General features: G+C 30.0%; 26 protein-coding genes and 1 pseudogene. 24 read left to right on the forward strand and 3 right to left on the reverse strand.

The features are described 5' to 3' along the window. Positions 1-170: 170 nt before the first annotated feature. The 11 genes from CELAL_RS08300 to CELAL_RS08355 all read left to right on the forward strand — a co-directional run bounded on the left by CELAL_RS08300 (position 171) and on the right by CELAL_RS08355 (position 11443). Positions 171-1118 carry a hypothetical protein gene (locus tag CELAL_RS08300; protein ID WP_013550462.1) on the forward strand — a complete coding sequence of 316 codons (948 nt, stop codon included), beginning with the start codon at positions 171-173 and terminating at the stop codon, positions 1116-1118. Positions 1119-1447: 329 nt separating this feature from the next. Then, entirely contained in the window at positions 1448-1972 is a 525-nt protein-coding gene (locus tag CELAL_RS08305; RefSeq protein WP_013550464.1) for a hypothetical protein, read from the forward strand. Continuing rightward, entirely contained in the window at positions 1969-2718 is a 750-nt protein-coding gene (locus tag CELAL_RS21455) for a hypothetical protein (RefSeq protein ID WP_013550465.1), read from the forward strand. Before CELAL_RS08305 ends, CELAL_RS21455 begins: the two co-directional genes overlap by 4 nt. A 545-nt stretch (positions 2719-3263) precedes the next feature. Further along, the gene (locus tag CELAL_RS08320) at positions 3264-5237 is read left to right on the forward strand and encodes a CHAP domain-containing protein (protein ID WP_013550466.1); all 1974 of its coding nucleotides are present in this window, start codon (positions 3264-3266) and stop codon (positions 5235-5237) included. Then, positions 5237-6019, forward strand: a complete 783-nt coding sequence (locus CELAL_RS08325) for a YARHG domain-containing protein (protein WP_041557639.1) — start codon at positions 5237-5239, stop codon at positions 6017-6019. The genes CELAL_RS08320 and CELAL_RS08325 overlap by 1 nt, the downstream gene beginning before the upstream one ends. Before the next feature lie 196 nt (positions 6020-6215). Continuing rightward, a complete protein-coding gene (locus tag CELAL_RS08330; RefSeq protein WP_083807786.1) occupies positions 6216-6974 on the forward strand; it encodes a YARHG domain-containing protein in 759 nt (252 codons plus the stop codon). Between the two features lie 392 nt (positions 6975-7366). Beyond that, positions 7367-8227 carry a hypothetical protein gene (locus CELAL_RS08335; protein WP_013550467.1) on the forward strand — a complete coding sequence of 287 codons (861 nt, stop codon included), beginning with the start codon at positions 7367-7369 and terminating at the stop codon, positions 8225-8227. Between the two features lie 225 nt (positions 8228-8452). Then, positions 8453-8722 carry a hypothetical protein gene (locus tag CELAL_RS08340; protein ID WP_052303987.1) on the forward strand — a complete coding sequence of 90 codons (270 nt, stop codon included), beginning with the start codon at positions 8453-8455 and terminating at the stop codon, positions 8720-8722. After that, positions 8713-9945, forward strand: a complete 1233-nt coding sequence (locus tag CELAL_RS08345) for a hypothetical protein (protein ID WP_013550469.1) — start codon at positions 8713-8715, stop codon at positions 9943-9945. The genes CELAL_RS08340 and CELAL_RS08345 overlap by 10 nt, the downstream gene beginning before the upstream one ends. A gap of 234 nt (positions 9946-10179) precedes the next feature. Continuing rightward, on the forward strand, positions 10180-10491 hold the full coding sequence (locus CELAL_RS22350) for a hypothetical protein (protein ID WP_041557643.1): 312 nt from the start codon (positions 10180-10182) through the stop codon (positions 10489-10491). Positions 10492-10582: 91 nt separating this feature from the next. Next, positions 10583-11443, forward strand: coding sequence for a hypothetical protein (locus CELAL_RS08355; RefSeq protein ID WP_013550471.1), 861 nt, complete (start codon positions 10583-10585; stop codon positions 11441-11443). Positions 11444-11511: 68 nt separating this feature from the next. Here CELAL_RS08355 and CELAL_RS22715 read toward each other — a convergent pair whose 3' ends face one another. Continuing rightward, entirely contained in the window at positions 11512-11637 is a 126-nt protein-coding gene (locus CELAL_RS22715) for a hypothetical protein (protein WP_255535145.1), read from the reverse strand. A gap of 272 nt (positions 11638-11909) precedes the next feature. Here CELAL_RS22715 and tnpA point away from each other — a divergent pair, with 272 nt between their 5' ends. The 6 genes from tnpA to CELAL_RS08385 all read left to right on the forward strand — a co-directional run bounded on the left by tnpA (position 11910) and on the right by CELAL_RS08385 (position 16407). Continuing rightward, complete coding sequence (gene tnpA, locus CELAL_RS08360; RefSeq protein WP_013549065.1) at positions 11910-12347, forward strand: IS200/IS605 family transposase; 438 nt, start codon at positions 11910-11912, stop codon at positions 12345-12347. A gap of 470 nt (positions 12348-12817) precedes the next feature. Then, a complete protein-coding gene (locus CELAL_RS08365; RefSeq protein WP_013550472.1) occupies positions 12818-13711 on the forward strand; it encodes an SH3 domain-containing protein in 894 nt (297 codons plus the stop codon). Between the two features lie 177 nt (positions 13712-13888). After that, complete coding sequence (locus tag CELAL_RS08370; protein WP_041557646.1) at positions 13889-14257, forward strand: hypothetical protein; 369 nt, start codon at positions 13889-13891, stop codon at positions 14255-14257. Next, positions 14250-14678, forward strand: a complete 429-nt coding sequence (locus CELAL_RS08375; RefSeq protein ID WP_013550474.1) for a hypothetical protein — start codon at positions 14250-14252, stop codon at positions 14676-14678. The genes CELAL_RS08370 and CELAL_RS08375 overlap by 8 nt, the downstream gene beginning before the upstream one ends. Before the next feature lie 87 nt (positions 14679-14765). After that, positions 14766-15461: a TIGR02594 family protein gene (locus CELAL_RS21460; RefSeq protein WP_013550475.1), complete on the forward strand. Its 696-nt coding sequence runs from the start codon at positions 14766-14768 to the stop codon at positions 15459-15461. Continuing rightward, positions 15406-16407 (forward strand): hypothetical protein, encoded by a 1002-nt coding sequence (locus CELAL_RS08385; protein ID WP_041557648.1) that lies wholly within the window; start codon positions 15406-15408, stop codon positions 16405-16407. Before CELAL_RS21460 ends, CELAL_RS08385 begins: the two co-directional genes overlap by 56 nt. 401 nt (positions 16408-16808) lie before the next feature. Here CELAL_RS08385 and CELAL_RS08390 read toward each other — a convergent pair. Further along, positions 16809-17938 (reverse strand): IS3 family transposase gene (locus tag CELAL_RS08390; protein ID WP_085951517.1). Its coding sequence is split into 2 segments (ribosomal slippage): positions 16809-17677 and positions 17677-17938, totalling 1131 coding nucleotides; the frame shifts between segments, so codons are not numbered across the junction. 355 nt (positions 17939-18293) lie between these two features. On the opposite strand from CELAL_RS08390, the gene CELAL_RS08400 reads away from it, so the two are divergent. The 6 genes from CELAL_RS08400 to CELAL_RS08430 all read left to right on the forward strand — a co-directional run bounded on the left by CELAL_RS08400 (position 18294) and on the right by CELAL_RS08430 (position 24641). Next, positions 18294-18962 (forward strand): hypothetical protein, encoded by a 669-nt coding sequence (locus CELAL_RS08400; protein WP_013550479.1) that lies wholly within the window; start codon positions 18294-18296, stop codon positions 18960-18962. A 273-nt stretch (positions 18963-19235) separates the two neighbouring features. Further along, complete coding sequence (locus tag CELAL_RS22505) at positions 19236-19931, forward strand: hypothetical protein (RefSeq protein WP_013550480.1); 696 nt, start codon at positions 19236-19238, stop codon at positions 19929-19931. 461 nt (positions 19932-20392) lie between these two features. Beyond that, entirely contained in the window at positions 20393-21934 is a 1542-nt protein-coding gene (locus tag CELAL_RS08410) for an SH3 domain-containing protein (RefSeq protein ID WP_013550481.1), read from the forward strand. 173 nt (positions 21935-22107) lie between these two features. Then, the gene (locus tag CELAL_RS08415; protein ID WP_013550482.1) at positions 22108-23037 is read left to right on the forward strand and encodes a leucine-rich repeat protein; all 930 of its coding nucleotides are present in this window, start codon (positions 22108-22110) and stop codon (positions 23035-23037) included. Positions 23038-23262: 225 nt separating this feature from the next. Continuing rightward, the gene (locus tag CELAL_RS08425; RefSeq protein ID WP_013550483.1) at positions 23263-23817 is read left to right on the forward strand and encodes a hypothetical protein; all 555 of its coding nucleotides are present in this window, start codon (positions 23263-23265) and stop codon (positions 23815-23817) included. A gap of 227 nt (positions 23818-24044) precedes the next feature. Continuing rightward, a complete protein-coding gene (locus CELAL_RS08430; RefSeq protein ID WP_013550484.1) occupies positions 24045-24641 on the forward strand; it encodes a hypothetical protein in 597 nt (198 codons plus the stop codon). 171 nt (positions 24642-24812) lie between these two features. Here CELAL_RS08430 and CELAL_RS08435 read toward each other — a convergent pair. Beyond that, a pseudogene (locus CELAL_RS08435) lies at positions 24813-25783 on the reverse strand (IS110 family RNA-guided transposase). A gap of 521 nt (positions 25784-26304) precedes the next feature. On the opposite strand from CELAL_RS08435, the gene CELAL_RS08440 reads away from it, so the two are divergent. Then, entirely contained in the window at positions 26305-26970 is a 666-nt protein-coding gene (locus tag CELAL_RS08440; RefSeq protein ID WP_013550485.1) for a hypothetical protein, read from the forward strand. The last annotated feature ends 19 nt before the right edge of the window (positions 26971-26989 follow it).

Raw genomic sequence — 26989 nt, forward strand, 5'->3', positions numbered from 1 at the left:
CCTTAAAATAAAGCCTAATTCATATGAGCATATTTTTATTAATACTAAAGAAGAGGAAAATGTACGTAATTTACCTCTTAAAGAATTACTTAAATCAAAAACATGGGAAAATTAGATTTCAAATTCAAGAAAGAATAAAAATTATACATTAACACAAATAAGAAGAAATAATGTTTAATTCGAAGAGCAATTATGTAATAGCTATTTTTATAGTATTTGTTTATAGCTGCAAGAAGAGTATCGATAACACTCAAACAGCTAAAAACGAGAATATTGAAATTTCTGACGATACAAATATAAATCAGTCTGAACCTGATTTTAATTATGAAAATTTAGTCGGTAAAACTTTTTTACCTGTATATCAAAAAGAGGATGGAACTTATGAGTACGGTGGTGATATAACAAAAGAAGATGACATGGGGGAAGACAGAATACGTTTTAGAAAAAATACGATAAAACATCTAATTCCTATAGAATGGCAAAGTTACCCTATTATAGGTGTAGCCAGTAAAGAAGACTGGTTAGAGTTAAAATTAGGTGATATTGAAGATAAAAAAACTCATTTTTCTAATTATTTTAAGTACAGTAAAAATGATAATCTTCTAAAATATTGCGTTGTTCCGAATGAAGATATTGAGGTTTTTATGGATAGTGCTTTTATAGCAAAAAAAGAAAAACCTATTATAAAAAAAGAGAATTCCCTAGAGAAGTACATCGTTTATAAAAAACATCAGATTATTTTCAATAATAAAAAAATAGAAATTTCCATTCCTTTTATTGAGCCACATTTGAACGAAAATGGGGTTAAAATATTTAAAAAAGGGGATATTGCGAAACAGCTTGAAGTGAAGCTTCTAAAAAAGAATGAAAAGTCTTTATTATTTGTATTTGGAGAAGGTATGTGTGGTGCATGTCCTAATTTTTCTTCATTATATGATGAAAATGGTAATAATTTATCATATAGATATTCAATAAGAAAAGGACAAGAATCAATAAAATTAATATCTCATGGTAATGATGATGAGATATTTACTGACTATGGTTTTACAGATAGAGATGTAAATATTCAAATTAATCATAAGGATACACCTACTTATATAATAAAAGATTGGTATTAGATCACTACTCGCAACTAATGACTATGTGGTTAGTGAATTAAAATCCGCTTAAAGTTATTTGGAAGCACAAGATAAAAATATAAAAAACAGCTCCTCGCGTGACATATCCTCAACTCTGGCGCACTTCTGTGAAGTGTGTCTAATTTTCTTTAGTACTTGTAATGCAATTTATAATCTTTAAACAATGTCTCAGAGATATGAAGTCATAGATAGTACCGTTCCAACATTTGTGACAATAACACTAATTGATTGGGTAGATTTATTTATTCGACCAACCTATTTTAAAATATTAGATGATTCTCTAAATTATTGTACCCTATAAAAATGGCATGTACCACCCTTGGCGTTCTATTGCTGTTACGGTTCATTTTGGTGCTTTTTTAAGATCTACAGAAGACTTAGAATTTGAATTTTATTTTGTTATGCCAGAAGCATTCAATTCGAGGCGGTATTCAATACCTATTCCAAACAATCTGATTAGAGTTAGTGCTTATTTCGATCAAAAAACACATGTGTACACTGCTCATTTATGGTTGCAAATACCAAAGAAATTAACAGTTGAAGAAGAAGACCCATCACAACCAATTGTAGCCATGAATCGTAGTTTCCTCAAACAAAATATGCATTTAGATCTAGACCAAGGAGAAATTGCTGTTCTTTGCAAGTTAAATAATGTACAAGAACAAGGGTTACCTTTAACTAACAATAATGAACAGGGGTATTTATACAGTCAAATACCTATATTATACCGTGATAAGGCAACAGGTATTGTTATAACACGCTCTGGTTTTACTCAGGTACTTAGCAAAGAGCAATTTTTAAAATATTACAGACCTAAAACAATATTAGAATGACAAAAAAGAGTTGGTGGAAAGAAGCTCCTTTACCCTTTAAAATACTTACCTATCCAACAGATGAAAAGGTAACGAAATGGTTTGCAACACAAAGTGACCGTAAAGATGAGGCTTTGAATGATAAACAATTTAAAACTGCTTTAGCAACAAAAGGAGTAAGTATTGGTGCACTTTGCTTTTTTGTTTTAGGTGTTTTTGTTACTATAATTTTCACTCTTTTAGAACTAACTAATGAAGTTCTCAACTTTGATGAAAGTTACTTTTGGAGCTGTGCTACTTTTTTTATTTTTAGCGCTTTATTTTGGTTGTATAGCTTTGCAATACCTAATAAGATACTTACGTTAAACCGTTTTACGGGTATAATGACGTACCCTAGTTATGGTTTTTCTCCGCATTTTACAACGACTTTTACTAGAGCTACGGTTTACAGGGTAATTATGAGTGGTGCGGATGCCACATTAGCAGGTGCAAAACTAACAGCCCGTAACCCATATGATTCGGGAGTTGGCAGAGGTAATTATGATTTAGCAGATAGTGACCCAGAAGAATGGTGGAGTTTTTATGTGTGGTATATGGATAAAAATAGACCCTTACCACCCGCAAAAGCCTTTGATGAATACCGCGAGCAAGATTTTGAACGTAGAAAAGCAGAAGGTTTTCCCAAACCCTTATATCCAAGCAATATATCTACTCCTGAAGCTACAAAAGAACAACGAGCAGAACGCAAGAAAATTGGTGGGTGGTAAAAAGCAAATCTGATAGCGCTCGTTTGTAAAGATTAACGTATCGAGTAAGAAAACATCAATTAAAATTTTAAATGTTTTAGTCAGCTTTTGTACTTTCAAGCAATAAGTAGAAAGAATAACTTTCATAATCAAGTAGGCATATTTTATGTCTTTTGCTACAGTATATTGGATAGACGTATTTACAAGACAAATATATTATAATATATTTTTAGAAAGCATAGACTATGAAATAGATTGGGAATATAGCCTTGTTAAAATTTTAATCTACGGCACTAAAAACTGGTGCTATTGGTTTCCTAGAATAATAAATAATTGCGTGGGCACTCGTTATAAACGAGCGCTAGCAGATGAATAGTTAATCTATGTAATAATATTATATCTAGTTAAATCTCTCTCCTTTGTATTCACTTTTATTTACATAAATATGTTATCTTCAAACTAAAAAATAAAGATACGAGCTGAACCGTTGGTAGCAATTTAAAATAAAAGTCGAGAATAATGAATTTTATGACTAAATCAGAAATAAAGAACGAAGTTGGCAAAAAATGGTTTTTAGCGCCTATAACTGGGATCAATTTGGTTTTAAAACTTTTGATGCGGGTAGTGAATACATCTATGATATTCAGGGTCTGCATTATAGCGTTAGAACAGACAGTGTGTTTACCAAAACCCTTTGGGATAAACTAGATGTAAAAAAGAATAAAAACGAAGGTCTAATTGATATAGGTGAATTAAAATTGGCATACGCTACATTAGAGACGCAAGAAGCAATTTCAAAAATGGTATGCAAGCATACCCTAGAATGGGCATATACACCAAAACAAATAAGTGATGAGGTTAGTAAAATTTACGATTATTATATCAGTTTAGAAGACCCAAGTGTTGAAGGTGAATTAAAAGATTTAAAGAAACAAAAATTACAGGGCTTAGAAGAGCAGATAGAAAAAATGATGTTTTGGGAAGAATTAAAAACAAAAGTATACACACCGCCAGAACCAGAACCCGAAATTAAAGAGAGACCTGAACAAGTAGCTTTAGAATTGAAAGCCTTAGGTATAATAGATTATCCATACAAACTTACTACTGCCAATGATCCTATCTTGAAAGTAGTTGCTGTTGATCCTGTTGAAAATGACATTCATGCACCAACACCTGACCCAGTTGAAACACCAACAGAAACACCAATAGAAACAGCAGTAGAGGAGCAAGTAAAAGCACCAGAACGATTAATGCCAGATACCAATCATGTGTATCATTTCCACCCTATTGCTTTTATTAACCATATGAAATTGATGTTCGCTAAAGGTCCTACTGGCGAATGTTTTTGTAATAAAGATTTTACTGTAGAGGATTTGAAGAAAATTGTTTACCATGTTCGTTACAATACGTTTGATAAGACTTCTAAAAAATCAATGCATCATCATCACGGAGATAGGATCTTTTATGATGGGGAAGTTCCAAAATCAGACCAAACTTATACTAATTTTGCGGAAGTATTAAATACATCATTTAACAAGTATGGAATAAAAACGTGCATTCAAAAAATACATTTTCTTGCTAATATGTATATAGAAACTCAATATTTTACAAAATTAGAAGAAGGCGAAAATAAATGGATGGATAAATATAAACCATATATCGGACGGGGATTTATGCACCTTACACATGATTATCATTATAAAGAGTATTCAGAAATAACAGGTAATACTGATATATTTAGTGGTACTAATTACAAAAAAGTAGCTAGTGATATGAATATCGCGGCGGATACTGCAGCTTGGTATTGGAAGAAGAATAACCTAAATAAACATGCTGATAAGGATGACATAAGAGCTACCTGTAAAGTTATCAATCCCGCTTTATTAGAATATACTAAAGGTCGCCGTGTTGCATGGATAAAGCTAAAGGAAGCATTTGGTGGCTATCCCTATAATTGTTTAACAGATGCCAGTAAGCATGAAGCCCCGGTATATGAAGAAGGCGTATTAGAGGAAATGCGTAAATGGGCAGATCAGCACGTACAGTATACGATGGAAACTTCAACTCCTTTGAGAACTAAATTTGATGAGTCTGCATTAGGAAAACTTGACTGTTCTGAATTTGTGTGTAGATATTTGCACAAATTAGGGATAACAGATACTGTTAAGCATATTGCGACAGATGGTATGATTACTCAAGAGAAGTTTAGGACCTCTGTAGGTAATAATAACATAGATTTTTTAACAGGAAGTGACAGTGAAGATTACACACCACAAGCAGGAGATATATTCGTTTGGTCAAGAGCTCCTGGTGATGGTCATACAGGCGTTGTACACAGTGTAGATGGTGACAAAATAACTATTTTAGAAGCTATTGGTAAAAATGGTTCCTCAGATGAACCATATCATATAAATGAAGGAGGGTATGAAGGTATGCATTGTTCGCGCACATCATATTATAGAAAAGATAAGAAAGCTTTAGCGAAACATGGTGGTTGGAAAGGTTACTTTAGACCTAAAAATTATACAAAACAGTTATAATGAAGAAAATATTATTAGTAGTTCTATTAGGTTTATTTATTTCTTGTAAAGGGCAAATAGAACAAAAAAAAGAATCTTTTAAATTTTTAACGTATACCGAGTTAGAATCAAAATCTACGAAGGAACTAAGGTTAGTAAGAAATGAGGTTTTTGCAAGAAAAGGATATGTTTTTAACAATGCAACTCTTCAAAAATACTTTTCAGATAAGGATTGGTATACCCCAAATCCAAATTTAAAAATTACGTTTACAGATGAAGAGACTGCCTTTATCAATAAGATTAAAAAGCTTGAAAATCTTAGGCTAACCTTACAAAATTCTAAATCTAATCAATCGGTTAATTGTATTGACAAAATAGATGATGAAAATAACATATATCCTATAACTTTTGAAATGACAGAAGATTATAGGTTTTATGACAAAATAGAAAAAGCTGAGCTTGATATGTTTGACAATGATAAAATCAAAGATATAAGTTGTGAGGGAATAACTTATAAGATAAAGTGCTTTGATCAAATCGAATATTTGCTAATACCAACAGCTCTATGTGGTAATGATGAAACATTTTTGGTTTTAATAAAGGAAGGAAAAACAGAAATAAAGAATATATATGGCGCCCAATCTAGATATGAAAGGCTTGACTATGTTTTAACAAAAGACTTTTTAGAAATAATAAAAACGGATTATTATGAGTACGAAGCTGATCAAAAAAGAGATGAAGGAAAAATCAAAAAAACATCTATGAAATATAAGTTAACTGAGACAGGCTTGGTTAAGTTTTAATTGTTCCCCGCTAGCGCAAGCGTCTCGCTTGTGCCGTTACAGCTTTGAATAAAATAATTTTCATCACTTATTTCTTTTACTCTTTTGTATCTTACTCATTCGGTTAAGAGCGCGACAATCGCAGTAGCGTAATGCTTTTTAATCAGTGAGGTTGGCTAGGGTATTTTGGACCAAGAAATTCCTTAAAATAATTAGAATGAAGAGAATTATATTATTTACATTACTATGCAGCATTTTGTCTTGTAAAGGGCAAACAGAATCAAAAGAAGTAGTTTCGTCATTTGAGTATTTAACGGAAGAAGTATTAAAAACAAAATCTAAAAAAGAATTAGGTTTACTCCGCAACGAAGTTTATGCTAGAAAAGGTTATGTTTTTAAAAATGATGATTTAAATACTTATTTCGAAACTAAATCATGGTATAAACCTAATCCAAATATTTCTTTATCATTTACTGAAAAAGAAAGTAGTTATATTTCTAAAATAAAGACCTTAGAAGAGGTAGAAAATGATTCCTCAATAGTTAATTGTATTAATTATTATGATCATAATAAATCAAAGATATACCCCTTGTCGGGTTCTAAAATAGAAAATGAGGAACTTCCAAACGGACTAATTGATATTGAATTAAGTCATGACAGCCTTAAACCGGAAATAAAAGAAATTTTGTTTGATGGATCTATTTTTAATCTTGATTGTCTAAATCCTAACAAATATAGATTTATAATTACAGCATATCCAAATCAAAATCTACACTCATATTTAGTTATTGGTGACTTGATCGAAATCAAAAAACTTTATGGTAGTTTTGGTCCTTATGACAGTCATAAAGAATATGATTTTGTATTGGATCACGAGGATTTAGAAATCACTATTGAAGATTGGGAGCGAGATAAAAAAGTATCAACTATGGTTGAAAAGTACAAGCTTACAGATACAGGTTTAGTTAAGTTGTAAATTTTTACTCTCGAGCGCTTGTTTGTATCGGATGCCTTATAGAGTAGGAAAACATCAATTATAATTATTAATGTTTTAATTAACTTTCGCACTTTTAAGTAATGAGTAGAAAGCATACGTTTCATACTCCCGAAGGAGTATATTTTGTGTCTTTTGCTATTGTATGTTTGAGGGGCATATTTACAAGTAATAGCTAGGACGGCAATCGTTGCAAACGCTCGATATCAGGGCGATATTGCAGTGATTGAATCTTTTCAGGGAATCAAAAAGTTGCATGAATATGGTCACTTACAAGTGTTTAACGGTAGTAAATGGTTGTCAGATTTTGTACAAAATGGTTTTTGGGCAGGAAGTGACTATGAAAAAGCGAAAACAAATCATAAATTTTATAGATGGGAATAAATAGAATATCAAAAAAATTAATAATTTTTCTTTTTACATTTTCAATTATTTCATGTAAGCAAAATGTTGAAAAAGACAAAGTTATTCAAACAGCAACTGTTGTACATCAAATTGAAAAGAAACAAGAGATAGTTAAAGTAGAAAATCAAGTTTCTCAAAAAAAAGCTATTGATTTCTTAAGGAAGTTCTATGTCTTGTACTTAACAGATATAAATGAAGATACAAATAGATGTAAACTAGGGGATTACCTTACTGAAGATTTAATTGAATCCATAGATGCATCAGATGGGGATTTAATAATTGATTCTCAAGATTATGAAAAGATTGACTTAAATACTTTAAAGGTTTCGAAAACCAATATTGAAAATGTTTTTAAAGTTAGTTTTATTAATTATGATGAAAGGAAAATAAATATAAAATTATTACCTATAAAAGAATCTTTTAAAATTTCAGGTATTACAATTTTTCGTAAAAGTATAAATTTTACTTATCCATCAACAGTCACAAAACCGGGAACTATAGATGCGTATGATTTTAATTTGTTAAGTTATGTTACAGATTCTGCAGGTGATAGAACGCAAGTAAGCTTTTTTTTGGAAGATTTTTCTAACGGGTTTGTATTTACAAAAGATTCTTATGATGAGAATTTTGAATACCGATGTATTAAGAAAAAAACAGGAAAAGACTTAAAGTTATATTATCAAGAGGACTCTGATTATGATAAATATACTGGAGATACAAGTATACCATTAATTACTATTTATAAAAAAGGAGAAGATTTTTATGCCGTTAGTTCTCTTATAGAAAACGGAAAAGAAGTTAAGCTAAAAGAAGTTGAAAGTAGATATTAACCCCCTCGCGCGAAATATCCGCTACTCTGGCGCACTTCTGTGAAGTGTGTCTAATTTTCTTTAGTATTTGCAGTGCAATTTATAATCTTTAAACAATGTCTCAGAGATATAAAGTCATAGATAGTACCGTTCCAACATTTGCGACAATAACACTAATTGATTGGGTAGATTTATTTATTCAACCAACGTATTTTAAAATATTAGATGATTCTCTAAATTATTGTATTGCAAACCTATGCTGGGCTTAATGCTCATCAATACAATCCTTATCTTGTCAAACAAGGTTTTAAAGAAGTCGCTGTTGGGAATTATCAAATAGGAGATATAGCTGTTGTTGAGAAGTTTGAATGGAACGGTACCGAGCATAAATGGGGTCATGTACAGATGTATGCTGTTGACAATCAATGGTTTTCAGATTTTTTTCAAACAGGTTTTTGGACAGGTGGAGATTATAGAAAAGCAGAACCAAATTATAAAATTTACAGATGGGAATAAATACAATATCAAGGCTTTTAATAATTTTCACATTTCTTCTTCTTTCTTGTAAGCAGGAAGTAAAAAAAGAAAATAAGATCACAATAGAAAAAAACATACCAAAAATAGAAGTCTCCCAAGAAAAACAGGAAAAAAAAGATAAATCTGATTTAGAAATAATCTTAAAACAACAACTGGATATTGGCTATACACAATTGTATGATGATTCTTATGATATATCTGATTACAAATATTCAGAAAAGGATTTAGAGGTTATCCTTCCCCTTTTACAAAAAAACACACAAAATTTAAATAGTTTATCTAGTGAAGTATTTAATTCCAAAATTAAAAAAATATTTGGAAGAACTATCCTTCCAAAATCTAACAAAAAATACTTAACCATATTTTTTGAAAATCCTTGTAACCGGAATACTTCTTATTATAGAAACGATAATACTATAGAAGTACAACCACTCTCAATTCATATAATTAAGGGACTTAACTTTATAACAGAACTTTATGCTATCCCTGAAATAATCGGTTATCAGAAACAATTTTTAGATTTATCTAATAACGAGAAAACATCTAATAATGAAAGAACATCTAGCGATGGAACTCTTGTCGCGATTCATAAATGGAAAGATGTAAACGATTTAAATAATAAGAGACTCTTTAATTTAAAAAAGTTTGTTGCTAGAAATGAATATCTATTTAATGATAATAAGGATCATTTTGATTGGTTAATCAATAATGATGAATATTTTATGAAAAGTCTTATCTCTGAATTTGGATATTTAGAAGATAGTAAGCTTTTAATATGGTTTATCAAAAAATATAGATTTGAAACTATAAATGGAAAAACAAATGGTTTTGAATATGGAAAACTATTATGGCATAAAAACTGTAACAACAAATTTGTTTTCCACAATCTTGTTTTAGAAAAAATGAAAGATGATGAATCCTTTAGTGATGATTTAAATAGTTATATTAATTTTTTAATACAAAACAATCAAAATTTTGATAATCTTTCCTTTAAAAATCAAGCATATTTAATTGCTCAGATATACCATTCCATACAAAATGAAACCTATGAAATGTTTGCATATATGGGAGGTTTTGCAGAGTTCCAAGACAAAAACAACGTATATTCAGAAGAGTTTGAGAAAAACAATTACTATGATTTAGAAGGGTTTAAAGAAGAATGGCTACAAGCAAAAGTAGATGGAAATGGTGTTTCTCGCTAATAGCCCCGCTCGTGCTAGTTTGTAACTAGTACCGTTTTCGAGCAAGTTTAAATAATACGATAAAAGAATAATCCACAGCCCCCTCGCGCGACATATCCGCAACTCTGGCACACTTCTGTGAAGTGTGTCTAATTTTCTTTAGTATTTGCAATGCAATTTATAATGTTTAAACAAGGTCTCAGAGATATAAAGTTATAGATAGTACCGTTCCAACATTTGTGACAATAACAATAATTGATTTGGGTAGATTTATTTATTCGACCAACCTATTTTAAAATATTAGATGATTCTCTAAATTATATACATTATAATCCTATGGCTTCAGAATTAGTTTATTATGAAAGAGATTGGAAAAACAGTAGCTATGCAATTTATGAAGAAGACAATCCGGAGATCCCTTCGGTTAAAGTACATCCTCTATGGTATTTTAAAATAGAAAAACAATTAGTCACACCTTACAAAAGCGCGCCAGCTTCTGCAATTATAGATGTGGCACGAGTAGTGCAAGAGGCGGAAACAACAATCGTTATATGGGCGTTAAAATAAAGCCTAATTCATATGAGCATATTTTTATTAAAACTAATGAAGAGGGAAATGTACGTAATTTACCTCTTAAAGAATTACTTAAATCAAAAACATGGGAAAATTAGATATTAATTTTGAAAAAAAAAACACGCATTCTTCTTACCCAAAAAAACGTAAAAAGAACGAATTTTGGGCGGGTTATTTAGCTTTAAGCATCCAAGAATATCCACTACCTTCAAATGACATAAATAAAAATAAAAATTTTATAGCTACTGATGAGTTCATTCGTCGAAAAAATTCAAAATTAGCGGGACCGTTAATTTTTGGAATATCCTCTTTAATTTTTGTAATACGTTCTGTACTGATTTTTTTTTCTGATTTTGAATGGACTATTTATGAAAGTATAACATTTATTTTAAGTTTAAGCGTAATGATTTTATCAGCAGCTTATTATTTGACTGTTCCTGAAAAACAAATTATTTTAGATCGCAAAAATGGGTTAGTATCTTTCCCTGCATTCAGTTACGGGAAACCATACACTATGAAGATAATAAATATTAGAGTAGGATATGGTGGAGGAGCTAGTGGCTCTCCAAATCGAGATAAATTTATTATAATCAAACCTAACAAATTAGAAAATGGATATACACCTTCTTTAGGTGGAAATTACAATCAAGAACTTTCATTTATATTGTGGTATACAGATAAAAACAGACCCTTACCGCTAGGCGATGCATTTGATGATTACCGCAAAAAAGATTATAAACGCAGGAAAGAAGATGGTTTTCCTCCTCCGCTATTCCGGACCTATGTTCCTACAGATGAATTTAAAGACAAATGGCAAGAGGAACGTGAAAAACATTGGAAAGATATTATTTCAACGAACCAAAATGGAGATATTACACATCAATTATGGCAATCAGGCGAAAATATTGCTTTACATGGGGAGTGGAAAGAAGTTGTTCCTCAATAAACATCAATTTTGATATAGTTTTATTCTACCAATAAAACTATATCAAAATTTTGGACTATTATTATTTCTTAACGTAAAGTTAGAGGTAATGAATACATAAAGAGTATAGGCTTGTCTTCTTCATTTATTCCAGGACTTATAACCTCAAGATTATTAAATAATATTTTAAGATCGTGAGTCAATGACTTATTCATAGATTTTATTTCAATATTCTTAACCCCTCGCGCGACATATCCGCAACTCTGGCGCACTTCTTTGAAGTGTGGTCTAATTTTCTTTAGTACTTGTAATGCAATTTATAATCTTTAAATAAGGTCTCAGAGATATAAAGTCATAGATAGTACCGTTCCAACATTTGTGACAATAACACTAATTGATTGGGTAGATTTATTGGTCTCAAAAATAGTTAAAACTATGCACTTTAGTGCATTTCGCTTTAGCTTCTAAAAAGACCTACCTTTGATTTATGGCTGAACAAAGGACTAATGGACATAGCGTTTCGAGGTTGACTGCTCACTTAGTTTGGAGTACAAAATATCGTTATTCTGTTTTGGAAGGCGATATTCAGATTCGTTGTCGAACAATCTTATTACAAATATGTGATTCTGAAGATGTTCAGATATTGAAGGGAGTTGTTTCAAAAGACCACGTTCACATGCATATTGAATATCGACCATCAATGAGTCTAAGCTATTTGATGAAGAAGTTAAAGGGTAGAAGTTCTCGAAAGCTTCAACAAGAATTTCCTGCATTAAAGTCAAAATATTGGGGTCGTCACTTTTGGGGAATAGGTTATGGTTGTTGGAGTACAGGTAATATAACTGATCAAATGGTTAATGAGTATTTGGAGCATCATAGAAAGCCAGATGATGGAGAAAACACAAATTTCATATTGGAACGATGACTTTTGGGTGACTTTAAGTCACCAGCCAGAAACTATGGACTTTAAGTCCATAGTGGTTCATTTATTCGACCAACCTATTTTAAAATATTAGATGATTCTCTAAATTATATACATTATAATCCTGTGGCTTCAGAATTAGTTTATCATGAAAGAGATTGGAAAAACAGTAGCTATGTAATCTATGAAGAAGACAATCCAGAAATCCCTTCGGTTAAAGTACTTCCTCTATGCTAATTTGAAATAGAAAAACAATTAGTCACGCTTTACAAAAGCGCGCCAGGTTCTGCGATTATAGGTGTGGCACGAGTAGGGTACATATAGATTTGAATTACATTATGATGAACAAAGTATAAGTGAAAGAAAACTTCAAGAAGATGAATCTGCTAGAGGAACTATTAATGAAAAAAATGGAAAGATAAGGTTAACTCATTACAGTAATTCTTCCTTCCAAACAAAGTAAAACCTTATCTATGAAAATATTAAAAATTATAGTATTAATTCTCTGTATTTCGTTATTCTCCTGCAAAAAAAAAGCACAAGCGCAAAATAAAAATATTGAGACTGAAATAAACTCTAGTACTAAAAACCTTGTTGTAACAGAACAATTTTCTGAGATTAAATATACTCCTAAAGTTATTGGTCAAAAAGATAATTTAATCATTTTCAACCTAGCTGTAATTGACAATATACCAATAGTTTTATACACTTATACTTATGATTACTTGGCATATCTCGAAATTAATGAAAAGATAGTTCCTTTTTTTGATGGATATTTTATGGAATATGATAAAAGTAGCGGCACAAATGTATTCAAGCTACTTGATGGTATTAAACTTTTAAAAAAAAATAATGAATATATAATCATGTTTCCAATTTTCTCTAATGAATTTACAGTTTTTCAACTAATTGGTTTCGATGAAAATGCTTCTTATAAAGATTATGGAGAGCATACTTACGACGGAGAAACATTCGAAAAAATTATTGGATCTCCATATGAAGAAAGGATATTTCATCTTAAAATGTATGAAAATGAACCAAGGGTTTATGTCAATGTAGGAAACAAAGATTTAATTTTTAATGAGATATATTACAAGTCCCCAGATAATTATATAAATCTTTCAATAAAACAGGTTGATTCTTTAAAAAAACTAAAACAAAGTAAAAATTCATTTACAATAGGCTCAACGGTCTACGCACAAGTGGACACTTATTTAAATGTTAGGTCAACACCTAATTCTACTGGAGCTATTATAGAAAAAGCTTACCCAAAGGATGGCTTAAAAGTTTTAGAAATTTTGGAAGCGTGGGTTAAAATAGAATTGAACGGTAAGCAAGGATATGTTAGTAAAGACTTTGTGAGGTAAATAACTTTCCCCGCTAGCGCAAGTGTCTCTCTTATGCCGTTACTGCTTTGATTATAATATTTTTTATAACTCATTCCTTTTACTCTTTTGTATCTTATTCACTGGGCTACGAGTGAGACGCTCGCACTAGCGTAATGCTTTTTAATTAGTAAGGTTGTATAGGATATTTTAGAACCTATGCAAATAAACACCGCTGGTAGCGTACTGGAAGAATTTAAAAATATAGCCATGACCATACCGGGCGCCATGTTAGGGAATGACAAAGCTCCTAAGGTGGTAGAGAGCTACTGGATGGATGAGCATGGACAGGAGAAAATCCAAGAAATAATGTACGGAGAAAAGGCTAGTATTTTTGTTCTGACAGAACATATGGATCCAGGAGAAAGTCTGTCGATCTCTGTTAAAGAAAAAGATGATTTAACAATTGATGGAGAACAAAGTGTATTAAAATTTAGTGGTACTGTTAAAGCAGATGGTACTGCAGAGTTAAAACCTTTGGAAACAATTGAAGAATGGAATAAAGATAACACGGATACCCATGAGTAATACGGAAGGAAAAAAAGAAAGTAGAAAACGTATACTCACCTTAGAAATAGAAGGTGGTGGTAGAACATTCGATTTTAGTTCTCAAAAATTAGAATTAATCCCTGAAAATGAACCAATAATAAAGTTACATTTTTTAAAATTTGGTGTTTTTTCAAATGACGATAAATTAGTAAAAGCAAAAGCACAACCTCAAAATACAGAACCAATATTTGTAGGTGAAGATGGAGAACTTTACACAACTGAAAAAGGAGCTACTCTAGAAATTGATGAGTTTTTTATCTTAGAACCTCGTTTAGATAATTTCAAAGGAGTTCGTACAGGTTTAATAAAAGGTTATTTATATATATTAGATGAAGATAATCCAGAAACGCCAATAGAATACGAAATTAACGATTCAGGCAGGTTAAATTCTATTTCGTGAGAAGAGAGAGAAGATTTTCGTGAAGTTGATGGTAAATCTTTAAATGACACATCTCTGCTTATTAAAGAAGATTCTAAGTATTTTTGGTTGCAATCCAAGGTGATAAATGGATATGGAAGAGGTCAATATTTGAAGCCAGACCCAAATGGTTGGTCGAAAAGACTTAAAATATTTAATAAATTGAATCCTATTTTCAAATTTAATACAGCTTGTTTAAATAACCCTAACATTTATGAATTAAAGGAACGAGCATCTTGGATGCAGATAGCATATGGAGAATTATGGACAGAGGAAATTGCAGGTTCAAGACATAATCCTAGAGTTATTGAATATCATGAATCAGCAGGTCATAAAAATAAAACAGATGATAAAGATTGGCCTTGGTGTGCATCATTTGTTTGTTGGGTATACTCAAAATCTAAAGAGCATACAGGTAAAATAACAGCTAAAGCGACTGACTGGAAAAACTGGGGAAAAGAAGATTCAAAAGAAAACCCAATGTATGGGGCATTAGCAGTTATAGATTGGGATGAAAATGATAATGGAGCAGGACATGTTGGTTTTGTTGTTAATGTAGATGGAGACAATGTTTATTTATTAGGTGGTAATCAAACAGGTGGAGATAAAAGTACTAATGGTAAAGTATGTGTATCTCGTTATGATAAATCTGTAATTGATTATTTCAGAATACCCGATAACTATACTCCAGAACAAAAAGATTATGAATATGATGAATTTAAAAATACAAACCTTAGCTTTGAAACACTATCTAGTACTCGTTAAAATACTTATACTTACTTTTTCTATAATTTCATGTAAACAGGAGAAAAAAGAAAATCTAATTTCTTCTCAGAATAGTGTAAATGAAACAATTTATAAAGGGAAAAAAGTAGTCAAAGAAGTTGTTTTTAAAAATAATAAACAAAACTTTAAATCTATTTTTTTATTAGAAGATGAAGGTCAACTAGGCTCTAAAGGTTTTACTAAAGAGTTAGAAGTTTTAATTTTTAATAAAGATATTTTAGTAGATAGTTTTTCTTTTAAAAATAAAAGTATTCTTTGTGATCTAAAGATTATGACTGATGAAATTCAGGTTTTGGGTAAAGATGATAATCAAACTTTATTCTTTCCTATTATTCATAGCTGTGATGGAGAAGAGCCTAAATCGTTAATAATAAATATTTGGGATGGTAAGGAATCAAATTATGAAATAGATATTCCAGTCTATTTTGAAAATTCTGAAAGTAAAACTGAATTTAGAGAAAGTGTAGCTATTATTAATTTCACATCAAATCAAATTAGGCAAAATGTATATACCTTAATAAATAAAGAAACTAAAATTGATTTATCTGAGATTGAAAGTGAAAAATCAAATAAGGTAGATAAGGAAAATCCAAAATGTTTTACAAAATCTGATATATCAAAAATCAAAACTTTTTTAACAATAGCATCAGAAGAAAAATTTTCGACTTCTTTTGAAAAAAAAGAAAATATAAATTTAGAAATTTTAATTGATTTCTTGAATAACAAAAGTTGCTTAGGCAAAAATATTTCTTTTAATAAAAGTAATGATTGCAGTGATGAGTTAAAATTTGAAGTATCTTGTTCTTATGATGTAACTCAAGAAGATATAGATGATGGAGCCTTCAGTGAAGAAACTATGTATATTTATTTTAATAAAATTAATGGTAGAATTTATTTAAATAAGTTAGAAAGTGGAGGTAGGTAAAACCGGCGCTAGCGCTCGTTTAATGTCATTAAGTTAAGGAATTTTCAAATTGTATCTTTCTTATTTTTAGTTATTCTAGTTTTTATTCTTGATTGATGTTTTCCCCGCTAGTTTAACCGTCTCGCTTGTGCCGTTACGGCTTTGAATAAAATAATTTTCATCACTTATTTATTTTACACTTTTGTATCTTATTCATTCGGTTAAGAGCGTGACAATCGCAGTAGCGTAATGCTTTTTAATCAGGGAGTTTGGAAAGGATATTTTAGATCCAGAAATATAAAAGATTATAAACAAGTAGAGTGTATTCACTTATTAGGTAAAATACCATTTACTCAAAAAGGATGGATTAGGAAACCTTTAGATTTAGAAGAAAATTGTAGGCTTCCCCTAATTAGAACTGCCTAATTTTCTAATACTTCCGTAAAGTTATTGTTTTTAATTCTTCTGGGGCTAGCCCCAGAAGAATTAAGTTTCGCATATTTTATTGGCGGAATTTTACCTAGTGCATCATGTGGCCTGTGATGATTGTAATCGTTCATCCAGATTTGTGTTTGCTCTCTTACTTGGTCTATATCCTCAAATATATACTTATTGAGCACTCCTCTGCGATAACTCCCGTTGAATCTTTCCACAAATGCATTCTGAGTTGGTTTTCCGGGTTGGATATACTTGAACTCTATGTCATGCATCTGACTCCAATCGTTGGTTAAATGAGCTATAAATTCTGGACCGTTGTCCATTCGAATCTTCTTTGGTTTTCCTTTTTTATTGATCAGATGGTTGAGTACCCAAACAATGCGATTGCTAGGCAATGAAAAATCAACTTCTATATGAAGTACTTCTCGATTAAAATCATCGATGACATTAAATGATCTGAAGCGTCTTTTGTTTTCCAAGACATCAGTTACAAAATCCATGCTCCAAGTATGATTAATTTCGTTTGGAACCTCTAAGGGTTCTTTTACTCTTGATGGTAAGCGTTTCTTTCTTTTTCTTCTTAATGATAACCCAAGAGCTTTGTATACTCGGTAAACCCGTTTGTGGTTCCATAATCTTCCTTCATAACGTAAACGGTCATAAGCCTTCCAAAAACCTTCTTCTGAATGTTCTTTGGCTTTTTGCTGCAATGCCGCTTCTATCTCTGTATCGTCTTTTGGTAAAGGTGTATAATAATAAACACTCTTACTCATAGTTAATACACGGCACGCCCTGTTGATGCCGTAATGAATAAGTTCTCGCGATATACCACGTTTTAAGCAAGGCTTTAGAGCTTTTTTTCAATAATCTCCTTTGCCATCTGGTAGTCAAGTGCCAAAGTAGCATACATTTGTTTGAGTTTACGGTTCTCATCTTCAAGTTCTTTAAGACGTTTGAGTTCCTTGGAATTCATGCCCGCATACTTAGAACGCCATTTATAAAAACTAGCTGAACTAACGCCGTGTTCACGGCTAATATGCTCGACACTTTTACCATTGTCAAATTCTTTTAAAATCTTTGCAATCTGTGTGGGTGAAAATTTACTCTTTCTCATACTGTTTAAATTTAAGATATTTATTCTACTTTTAAACAGTTCGGTTTTAAGGGAAGCTTACAAGCGCAAGCGTCTCCCCATTAACGCAAGCATCTCGCTTGTGCCGTTACAGCTTTGAATAAAATAATTTTCATCACTTATTTCTTTTACTCTTTTGTATCTTACTCATTCGGTTAAGAGCGTGATGCTTGCGCAAGCGTAATGCTTTTTAATCAGCGAGTTTGAACAGAATATTCTGGACCAAGAAATTACACAGAACAGTTATTTAAAAGTAATTAATAGAAAATATAACGCATTAATGTTATCTTAGTAACTTAATACGTATATCCATTTGTTAGCTTTAATTTAAGACAAAATGAAAAAATACACTATCATTTTATTTCTACTAATCCTATTTTTAAGTTGCAAAAACCAAGTGAAACCTATTGGTGAGGGTATTTTGGATTTAGAAAATTTTGATTTTGATACAAAGGTTTCAGAATTGTATCCTGAAAGACTTAAAAGTAAAGAATATACTGATTCGTATATAGTAAAAGGTTATACAGAGGAATCCTTAGTTAGAGTAAGTGGTTCTGAGTACTTGCAAGGAAGCAAATTTTCACTTGATTCAATAGCTAAATTTGACAGGCATATATTTCAAGCTGTAAACTTGGTAGCTACATCTGACAATAAAATTAAACTAATAAATGGGGTTGCTCACTGGGTTAGTAGTTCTGAAATTAACGATTTATTTAAATTATTAAATGATAACTATGGACAACCTAAAAATTTAATATGTAGTTGGAAAAACGAATTAGTCTTATATGAATGGACTTTAGATGATAGGATTATAAGATTTGTATCAACAGTGGATAACGATTCTAATGCACTAAATTTAGACTTAATAATAAATAAAAGTTATACTGTCAGAGAGGAAGAGCCTGTTTTTTCATATTATTTTTATGTACTTAATTTAGAATACAAAAAGGATATTTTAGAAGACATATACCTTTCAGGTGATTTAGTTTATTTTAGAGAAGATTAATCTCAATAAAACTGCCGCTAACAAAAATCTGAGGTAAAAAATAAATTTTCCTTAATATGAGACAATACCATTCTAGGCTCAGAGATTCTAAAACAAGAATCTTTGAGTTTTTTTATTTAGTTTATTCCCCCACTAATACAATCGTCTCCCTTATGCCGTTACTCTTTTGTATCTTACCCCTTGGTTACAAGTGCTGCTTTTATTAACAATTACTAGGCACTAATACCTCCATTGGTACTATAGAAGAAATTAAAGCTTGGAAATAACACATTAATGGATCAATTAGCAAAACGTATAACAGCCATTCCTGAAAGAAATAGAATTGACCTCGTAGGCATCGATACAGGCGAATTTGCAATAAGAGCAGACGATATTGAATTTATAGAAGATAGAACTTATAAAGGAAAAGTAAAAGGATATAATGGACAATGGGTTTGGTTAGGCTTTATTTTGTTTTATTTTATCTTGTTTAGACCCTATCAAAGCTGGATAGGTTTTTTTGTTTTCTTAATATTTGGAGGAATATTTGGTTTTATTTTCATATACCACTATATAGCTCCCACCAAACATTTTATTGCCAATAGGCAAACAGGTAAACTACATATGCCCATTTCTAAAAAAAAACCACAGAAAATTGTAAATTTCAATGATGGTGATGGCATTATAAAAAGCTATTATATAGATAGTTTTTATACTTCTTTATTTTTTCAAACCAAAAAGGGAATAGAACCTAAAGCTGCTATGGGCTTAGTAGACTGGAATAGGGAAGATTATTGGAATTTTTTAGTTTGGTACATGGATAAAAACCGCCCTTTGCCACCAGGCGCTGCTTTTGATGAATATAGGTTACAAGATTTTGAACGAAGAAAAGCAGAGGGCTTTCCTAAACCTTTATACCCAAGTGATATTCCTACACCTGAAGCAACGCCAGAGCAACAAGCAGAACGCAGGAAAATTGGAGGTTGGTAGTCTTCTTTTAGGACATATCGTATAAGAAGCAAACCCCTTATAACTAAAAAAGAATACATTTTCAACGCCAACAATTCCCCCTTTGAAGGGGGTGCCCGGAGGGCGGGGGATGTAAAGTAGTAATAAAATTTACTATCTAATTCTAAGCAACAGCCGTAAAACTCCCCAGCCTATCTGCCTGCCCCCCATTAGCCCAAGCATCTCTCTTATGGCCTTACTGCTATACTTAGAATATGTTTCATCACTTATTTACTAGGCTACGAGCGTAGCGCTTGCGCAAGCGTAATGCTTTTTAATCAAGGAGTTTGTATAGGATATCTTAGATTCAGAAATTACACAGAACAGTTATTTACAAGTAATTAATAGAAAATATAACGCGTTAGTAGTATCTTAGGTACTTGATACGGATATACGCAATACGTATATCCAATTGTTGTACGTCATTAACAAAAATTAAAACAATGAAAATTTATATGTTTTTTTGTATGCTATTAGTTTTTTCTTGTAAAATCGATAATAAAACAAATCAAGAACAAAAAATTAAAAATATTGAAAGTGTAAAAAAACAAAGAGTTTGGGAAGGAATTTACACATATGCATCTTATTATGAACCTCAAGAAGAAACTAAATTAAGTTTATCTGCTGATTATATTTTAATTATTAATTCTGAATCTATAATGTATATTACAGGATTAAATGAAGAATATTATGGTGAAATCACGAAAAAAACAGAAGAAAAAATAATTTTAGAAATTGATTTTAAAGGGACAAAAGAAAAAATAGAAATACAATACAATGGAGGAAACTTTAAAATAATTGGAAATTTAGTAAAACAAGATATAGAAGAACATTATAACAGAACTGGAGAAGAACAATCTAACAACAAAGAACTTTTACTTCCATTAAATAAAATTTATAGTTTTTATGCAGAAGATGGAAGAGTAAATTCTGAAAATGGTTTAGTTATTAGAAAAAAACCTTCTTTAAATTCTCAAAAAATTGCCACGATACCTCATAATAAAAAAATAAAAATTTTTGCATCAACAAAAATATATGATTACATCACCCTTTCAAATAATAATAAAATAGTAGGTGAATGGAAACATATCTTTTATAAAAATTCAAAAGGAAAACAAGAAAATGGATATGTTTTTGATAGTTTTATTATATATGATTTTGAAAATTATGATTATTCATCATCTTATGAAAATAAGAAGGAAAATATTGATGTTTACAATGAAGAACAATTTTTTCAGAACATCAAAAATAATGTTACTCTGAATATAAAGTCTAAAAGATTGAATTTAGCTAAATACTTAGATGAAAATACAGAGATAGCAGATATTCCTACAGGTAAATTAAATAGTGATTTATACAATGGACTTCATATTCACTCTGAAGAAAATAAGCGTAAAACATTTCTTATAAAAGGGTATACAAACGTTGAGATTAAAAGTGATTATAAGACTGAAATTATTACGTATCCCATTCAATTATCAGGCTTAAAAAGTGTAACTTTTAATAATTTAGCATTCAAAAAAGTTACACTTAACGACGATGAAGCAATTCTTTATATCGACCAAAAATTTTTATTTGAAGAATTATCAGAATATTTATTTTTTATAAATATAAAATTTTTTAGCAAAATACAATTTAGCGATAAGAGTATAGCCTTTTATCCTTCATCTGAAAACAGCTATTTTTTCCAATATTGTGATTTTATAAAAAATGCATCGATTTCTTTATTATGGAACCACACAAATGTGAGTATTGACAAATGCAAATTTTATGAGCTTGAAGATTGGAAAGCAATTTATATGTATTATCCGTCAGATTCAGATAAAAATAGGTCTCGTTTTAAATTGACTAATTCATACATAGGCAACAACAAATATTTAGAAAATATAATTAAAACTGGAGAACAAGAACCATTAGATTTTATAATAGAAAATAATATATATAAAAATAATCCGAATTTTAAAAAAGTTTATACTGGAGAATAAAGTAGACTTTAGAAGTCAAAATAACGAACGTACAACATAGTATATAAGCTATAGCTTGGTCTGTCCTCACTTGGAAAATCCTGCGGATTTTCCAAAGCCAGTTTTTATTTGGAGAGGTTCTTGCTAAATCACGCCACAGCTCATATACAACAACGTTATATAGCATTACTAAAATGAAAATATTATTTATAATACTAGTTATAATTTTATCTACGAATTGTCAATTGGGAAATGAAAAAAAAACCATCGAACCTGAGCTAGAACAAGTGCAAAAAATTAGTCTCATCCCAACAAAGGATAACATTGTGTATTCTGGGGATTTATCCTTTACTACTCAAAAGCAAATTGATTCTTTTACTAAAAACAAAAAATATGATTTTATTGATGGTTCTCTAAAAATCATTAACACTGAAGATATCTTTAATTTAGATGGACTTAGCAGTATAGAGGTAATAAATGGAGAATTAATGATTTCTGTAGTAAAAAATTTAACGAGTGTTAAAGGACTAAGAAATATTGAAAAAGTAAATGGTGATTTTACTATTTCTGGTACTAGAAATTTAGAAAAGATTGATTCCTTTAATAATTTGGAATCAATAAATGGAATGATGATTTTTGGTAATGATTATGGGCTAACCGAGATAAGTTCTTTCAATGAATTACTCACTATAGAGGATTTATATTTTAGTGGTTGTAGTGATTTAGTTTCTTTACATGGATTTAATAAAATAGAAACTATTGACAAGATTTCAATATCAGGAGCTAGTGTACTTGATGAAATAACTAATTTTAAAAATTTAAAAAAAATAAAAAAAACAATTTCAATTGAACATAATTCATCTTTGAAGAAAATTTCTTTACAAAAAATAGATTCCATAAATGAATATATGGTTATTCATGAAAATCGTATTTTCAATGGAAACTTAAATATTGAAAATGTAAAATACATTAACAAATTATATATTTGGAGTAATAGCTCATTTTCGAATTACTGCGAAATCTCCAAATTAATAATTGAAAAAAAAATTGATTCAATTGATTTTCTAGATAACCGATACAACCCTACAAGAAATGATTTGACAGATAGTAATTGTAATAAATAACGCTATTTACAATGGCTATAATTAATACGGGTTTTGGTGCGTAAGCCAAAGTTTAGTCTCTCTTTACGAAGTCCGCCAAATCTTTTTAATTTGGCTTTGTAATAAAAAAGGAAAAAACAAAACCAAAAGATTTCGCTATGTGTGTGGAGGAAAGCAAACGCTAGTTTGCTCCCGTACTGTTCATAGCCAAAACGTTGTGCGTCAGCTGAAAAAAAAATTGTAGAAATGAAATTAAACAAATATTTTGGAGAAGTAAAAAAAGATTATAGTGGGTTTTCTGCCGAAAATAAATTTAAAATCCCCTATTTAAAAACATATAAAAATACTGAATCGGTTAAAATTTATCTAGGAGAGCAATTTGATTCTGATAATGATTGGAAAGAATTTGAAAATCCACCTTCAATATCTAAACTAGATGAATATGAAAGTACGCTAAAAAAATTTATAACAGAAATTGACAAGGTATTTATAAATGTTCAATTTGAAATTTTTGAACATTATAAAAGTTTTTATGCAACATATTATGAACAACCTTTCTTTCCTATGTTTGAAAATGTAAAAATTCAGAAAAATGAAAATGATAAATCAAACTCACCACTTTGTATTGATAATAAAGAAATACATTTTGACTATGTTGAGGGGATATTAGAATCTATCAGAATTCTAGATAATAACACAATAAAAATTCCTTTTTCTTACTACATAGATGAAGAACACGGACTTGAAATAAAAATTGTAAATAATATTGTTGAAAAAGTTGGAGGAATAGCAGAAACGTAAAAAGCCGAACGCACAACAAAGAACTGAGGTGAAAAACATAGCTAATTAGTGCTTTATCAAAAGTATGCGCTTGTTTACGAAGTCCGCCAAGTCTGCGATTTGGCTAAGTGCTAAACTTGAAATTTATTATATATTTAAACGCTACGTTTCATATACTAAACGTTAGCAATAATGAAAAAAAACACTGCTATACTCAGATAATTATTTGTTGAAAAATAGAATTTATTATGAAAAAATCTCTATATATTATAATTCTAACAATTTTCATTTTTTCGCTATATTCTTGTAAAAAAGAGAGTTCAAAAGAGCCTGAAAAAACACCAGAAAAGTCAATAAAAAAGGTAAGTTACAAAGTCTGTTTAGACGAAAAATTTTGTGACGGTATAAGATTAGGTAATTACTCCTATATATTAAAAATAACTCCTAATTTATCGAAACCTAAAAATAATATGGAATATAGATTACTATTAATTAGGAACAAAAAGATGTATAATAGCGGGAATTTAAAACTAAATGATTCAATAATTAATATTTTAATTAATAAAAACACGATCAAAGATTTATACAAAAGAAATAAAAAAGATAGTATAAATATCCAAAATTTTCATCTATTAGGAGCTAATTATAATTACAGTAGAGCGTCTGAAATTCATTTCGATGTTCCAATGTATTCGATAAAAGACTCTTTATTTTGTGAAATGTCTTATCACTTTAATTATTCAAATGGAAAATATAGATTTGGTATTAATGTAATAAAAGAAAAGAAAATAGAGGCTTTCGAAAAATATAAAAATTTCAGTTGTCGTACTTTTCAATGTGACTAGTTTTCTTTAATCCCTACCAATGAAAATGAACTACCCCGAGGCAGAGTTGTTAGGGAATTCTATTCATTAAAAAATTTAGGAATTTAATAAAATGACAAAGTGTAAAATTAGATTTATAAAAAAATCACTATTGCTAACAAAGAACTGTGGTAAAAAACAAGTGATATTCACTTAATCTATAACCAATACACTTCTATAAGAGTCGTCATATATTAATCCTGATTTTGCTATGGCAAATGCTTGCTTTAAGAGCTTATTACAAACCGCAATTAATGCTAGTTTTTACTCTTTCCCTTAGCTACGATTCGATCATAAATTGCTTTACATGCCTTGTTATATTTACAAGCATTGAAACTACACATAAATAATAAATTTCGAAGCTTCGCATTGCCTATTTTACTTATGCGTGCTCGCCCTCTTACACTACTACCACTTTGCCGAATCATTGGAGTTAAACCCGAATAACTACACAGTTCACTACCGCTGGTAAAACGTTTAAATCCATCCGTTAAAACAACCAACATCAAAGACGTTTTCTTGCCGATTCCAGGAATGGTTTCTAAACGAGTTAATAAATCTTGATGTTCTTTTTTGACCAAGATTAACAGCTTTCGTTCTATTGTTTCTATCTCTTTTTGAACGCTCTTTAAACTTCGCTTTATGGATCGTAAAACTGACATGCTCGGAATTCCTAAAACTTCTTCTCCATGAATTTTGTTCTTTAACATAGTCCTTTGCTTTGTATAAACACTAAGTAATCTAGTGATTTGAAGACTTTCTTGTTGCTCCTTTGAATCTCCATACCATAACTTTAATTCAACATGCTTGGCATATTCACATATCATTTTTGAATCACTCTTATCTGTCTTTATTTTTGATAATTTCATTTGAATGAAACGTTTTACTGACAAAGGATTTTCTACAGAGACTTGCACTGCATTTTCAACTAAATAATACGCTAACTGATAATGATAATAACCCGTAGCTTCCATTACACAATGACTTGTAGAATCCAGTGATTTTAAAAACTTTTTAAAGCCTGAAACCTTATTATCAAATTGGTAATAATTACCCTGAGAATCTGTAACATCAAAAACTGATTTACTGATATCAATACCAAAATATGTTATATCTTTATTCATAAGAACTGTTTTTTGAAAGGACAATCTACGCGAGTTTCTACTACTTAAAAACGAGGTCTTAAAAGCCTCTTAGAACTGTACGAAATCTGTGTAGAAAAGAACGGGGATTTTCAATGTTGACGAAGTCGTTGCTTCTCGGTATAAAATAACCTTAACCCGTTCTTTTGTGCTTTCTTGTTTATGTCTAATTTAAAACTATTACAAACTTAAGAGGTATAAAAAACATAGGGCATTTGTGGCTTAACCGAAAGGTCTGTGAATATTAACAAAGTCCGCCAAGTATAAAATTTGGCATTTATAGAAGAAAAGATAAAAGCAAAATATTTATATTTAGCTAAGTAATAAACCGAAACGAAAGTGCTTATCCTCTGCCCTACGTGTTTTATACTAAACATTGGGTGCAATTATAAAAATAAAAAACTCTCTTGATTCTTAGAAAAATATAAAAGATATATTGAACATATGTTCATTATACAATTGTTGGCTGTCATTAAAAAATCAGATACTAATTAAAATATTGAATGATAACAAAAGAAGAATTAGCTGATAACTATAAAAGATTTTCTGACTCGGAAATAATCAAACTACATAAAGAACAAAATAGTTTAACCCATATCGCGTTAGAGGTTTTATCTAATGAGATTGAACTTAGAAAATTAAATTTAACATCGATAAGTAAAAATAGCATTGTAAAAAATGAAAAGCTAAAACTCACTAATACAACTTCGAACAAAAGATATTATATAAGCTACAAAAAGATGAAAAATACTTCATATATATATTTCTTCTCTTGTTCATTAATGATTATTGGTAATCTTATTTCTTTCATTCCGACATTATTTATTTTTTCAATTATCACTTTTTTTTTAGGTATTTATTTCTACAATATGAACGAAGAATTTATCCAATTTGAAATTCGAGAAAAAGATGTTCTCTATTATAGAAAAAGAAATTATTATGGTAAATTCAAATTCAGAGATTTTTATACTCTATATCTGAACAAAAGTTTTGAAATTATAAAGTTAGCAGAAATAAAAAAAGTAGAAAAAAATGAATCTTTTATTGATGGGAATAATTTGTATTTAATAAATAATAATGATGAAAAAATTGATGTTTTGTTAAACATTAATAAAACACAATTAAATGAAATTTATCTCGACTTAAAAAAAGCTTTAAAACAAAAATAACGAACAGCCAACAAAGAAC

The sequence above is a fragment of the Cellulophaga algicola DSM 14237 genome (assembly GCF_000186265.1).
Taxonomy (GTDB): Bacteria; Bacteroidota; Bacteroidia; order Flavobacteriales; family Flavobacteriaceae; genus Cellulophaga; species Cellulophaga algicola.

Excerpts from the sequence above, each read along its gene's own strand:
- CELAL_RS08355 (WP_013550471.1), top strand. The coding sequence starts at position 10,583 with ATGGGAAAATTAGATATTAATTTTGAAAAAAAAAACACGCATTCTTCT.
- CELAL_RS08400 (WP_013550479.1), top strand. The coding sequence starts at position 18,294 with ATGAAAAAATACACTATCATTTTATTTCTACTAATCCTATTTTTAAGT.
- CELAL_RS08335 (WP_013550467.1), top strand. The coding sequence starts at position 7,367 with ATGGGAATAAATAGAATATCAAAAAAATTAATAATTTTTCTTTTTACA.
- CELAL_RS08305 (WP_013550464.1), top strand. The coding sequence starts at position 1,448 with ATGTACCACCCTTGGCGTTCTATTGCTGTTACGGTTCATTTTGGTGCT.
- CELAL_RS22715 (WP_255535145.1), bottom strand. The coding sequence starts at position 11,637 with ATGAATAAGTCATTGACTCACGATCTTAAAATATTATTTAATAATCTT.
- CELAL_RS08410 (WP_013550481.1), top strand. The coding sequence starts at position 20,393 with ATGAAAATTTATATGTTTTTTTGTATGCTATTAGTTTTTTCTTGTAAA.
- CELAL_RS08385 (WP_041557648.1), top strand. The coding sequence starts at position 15,406 with ATGATGAATTTAAAAATACAAACCTTAGCTTTGAAACACTATCTAGTA.
- CELAL_RS08415 (WP_013550482.1), top strand. The coding sequence starts at position 22,108 with ATGAAAATATTATTTATAATACTAGTTATAATTTTATCTACGAATTGT.
- CELAL_RS08365 (WP_013550472.1), top strand. The coding sequence starts at position 12,818 with ATGAAAATATTAAAAATTATAGTATTAATTCTCTGTATTTCGTTATTC.
- CELAL_RS22505 (WP_013550480.1), top strand. The coding sequence starts at position 19,236 with ATGGATCAATTAGCAAAACGTATAACAGCCATTCCTGAAAGAAATAGA.
- tnpA (WP_013549065.1), top strand. The coding sequence starts at position 11,910 with ATGGCTGAACAAAGGACTAATGGACATAGCGTTTCGAGGTTGACTGCT.
- CELAL_RS08330 (WP_083807786.1), top strand. The coding sequence starts at position 6,216 with ATGAAGAGAATTATATTATTTACATTACTATGCAGCATTTTGTCTTGT.
- CELAL_RS08425 (WP_013550483.1), top strand. The coding sequence starts at position 23,263 with ATGAAATTAAACAAATATTTTGGAGAAGTAAAAAAAGATTATAGTGGG.
- CELAL_RS21455 (WP_013550465.1), top strand. The coding sequence starts at position 1,969 with ATGACAAAAAAGAGTTGGTGGAAAGAAGCTCCTTTACCCTTTAAAATA.
- CELAL_RS08375 (WP_013550474.1), top strand. The coding sequence starts at position 14,250 with ATGAGTAATACGGAAGGAAAAAAAGAAAGTAGAAAACGTATACTCACC.
- CELAL_RS08430 (WP_013550484.1), top strand. The coding sequence starts at position 24,045 with ATGAAAAAATCTCTATATATTATAATTCTAACAATTTTCATTTTTTCG.
- CELAL_RS08320 (WP_013550466.1), top strand. The coding sequence starts at position 3,264 with ATGGTTTTTAGCGCCTATAACTGGGATCAATTTGGTTTTAAAACTTTT.
- CELAL_RS08370 (WP_041557646.1), top strand. The coding sequence starts at position 13,889 with ATGCAAATAAACACCGCTGGTAGCGTACTGGAAGAATTTAAAAATATA.
- CELAL_RS08345 (WP_013550469.1), top strand. The coding sequence starts at position 8,713 with ATGGGAATAAATACAATATCAAGGCTTTTAATAATTTTCACATTTCTT.
- CELAL_RS08325 (WP_041557639.1), top strand. The coding sequence starts at position 5,237 with ATGAAGAAAATATTATTAGTAGTTCTATTAGGTTTATTTATTTCTTGT.
- CELAL_RS08300 (WP_013550462.1), top strand. The coding sequence starts at position 171 with ATGTTTAATTCGAAGAGCAATTATGTAATAGCTATTTTTATAGTATTT.
- CELAL_RS08440 (WP_013550485.1), top strand. The coding sequence starts at position 26,305 with ATGATAACAAAAGAAGAATTAGCTGATAACTATAAAAGATTTTCTGAC.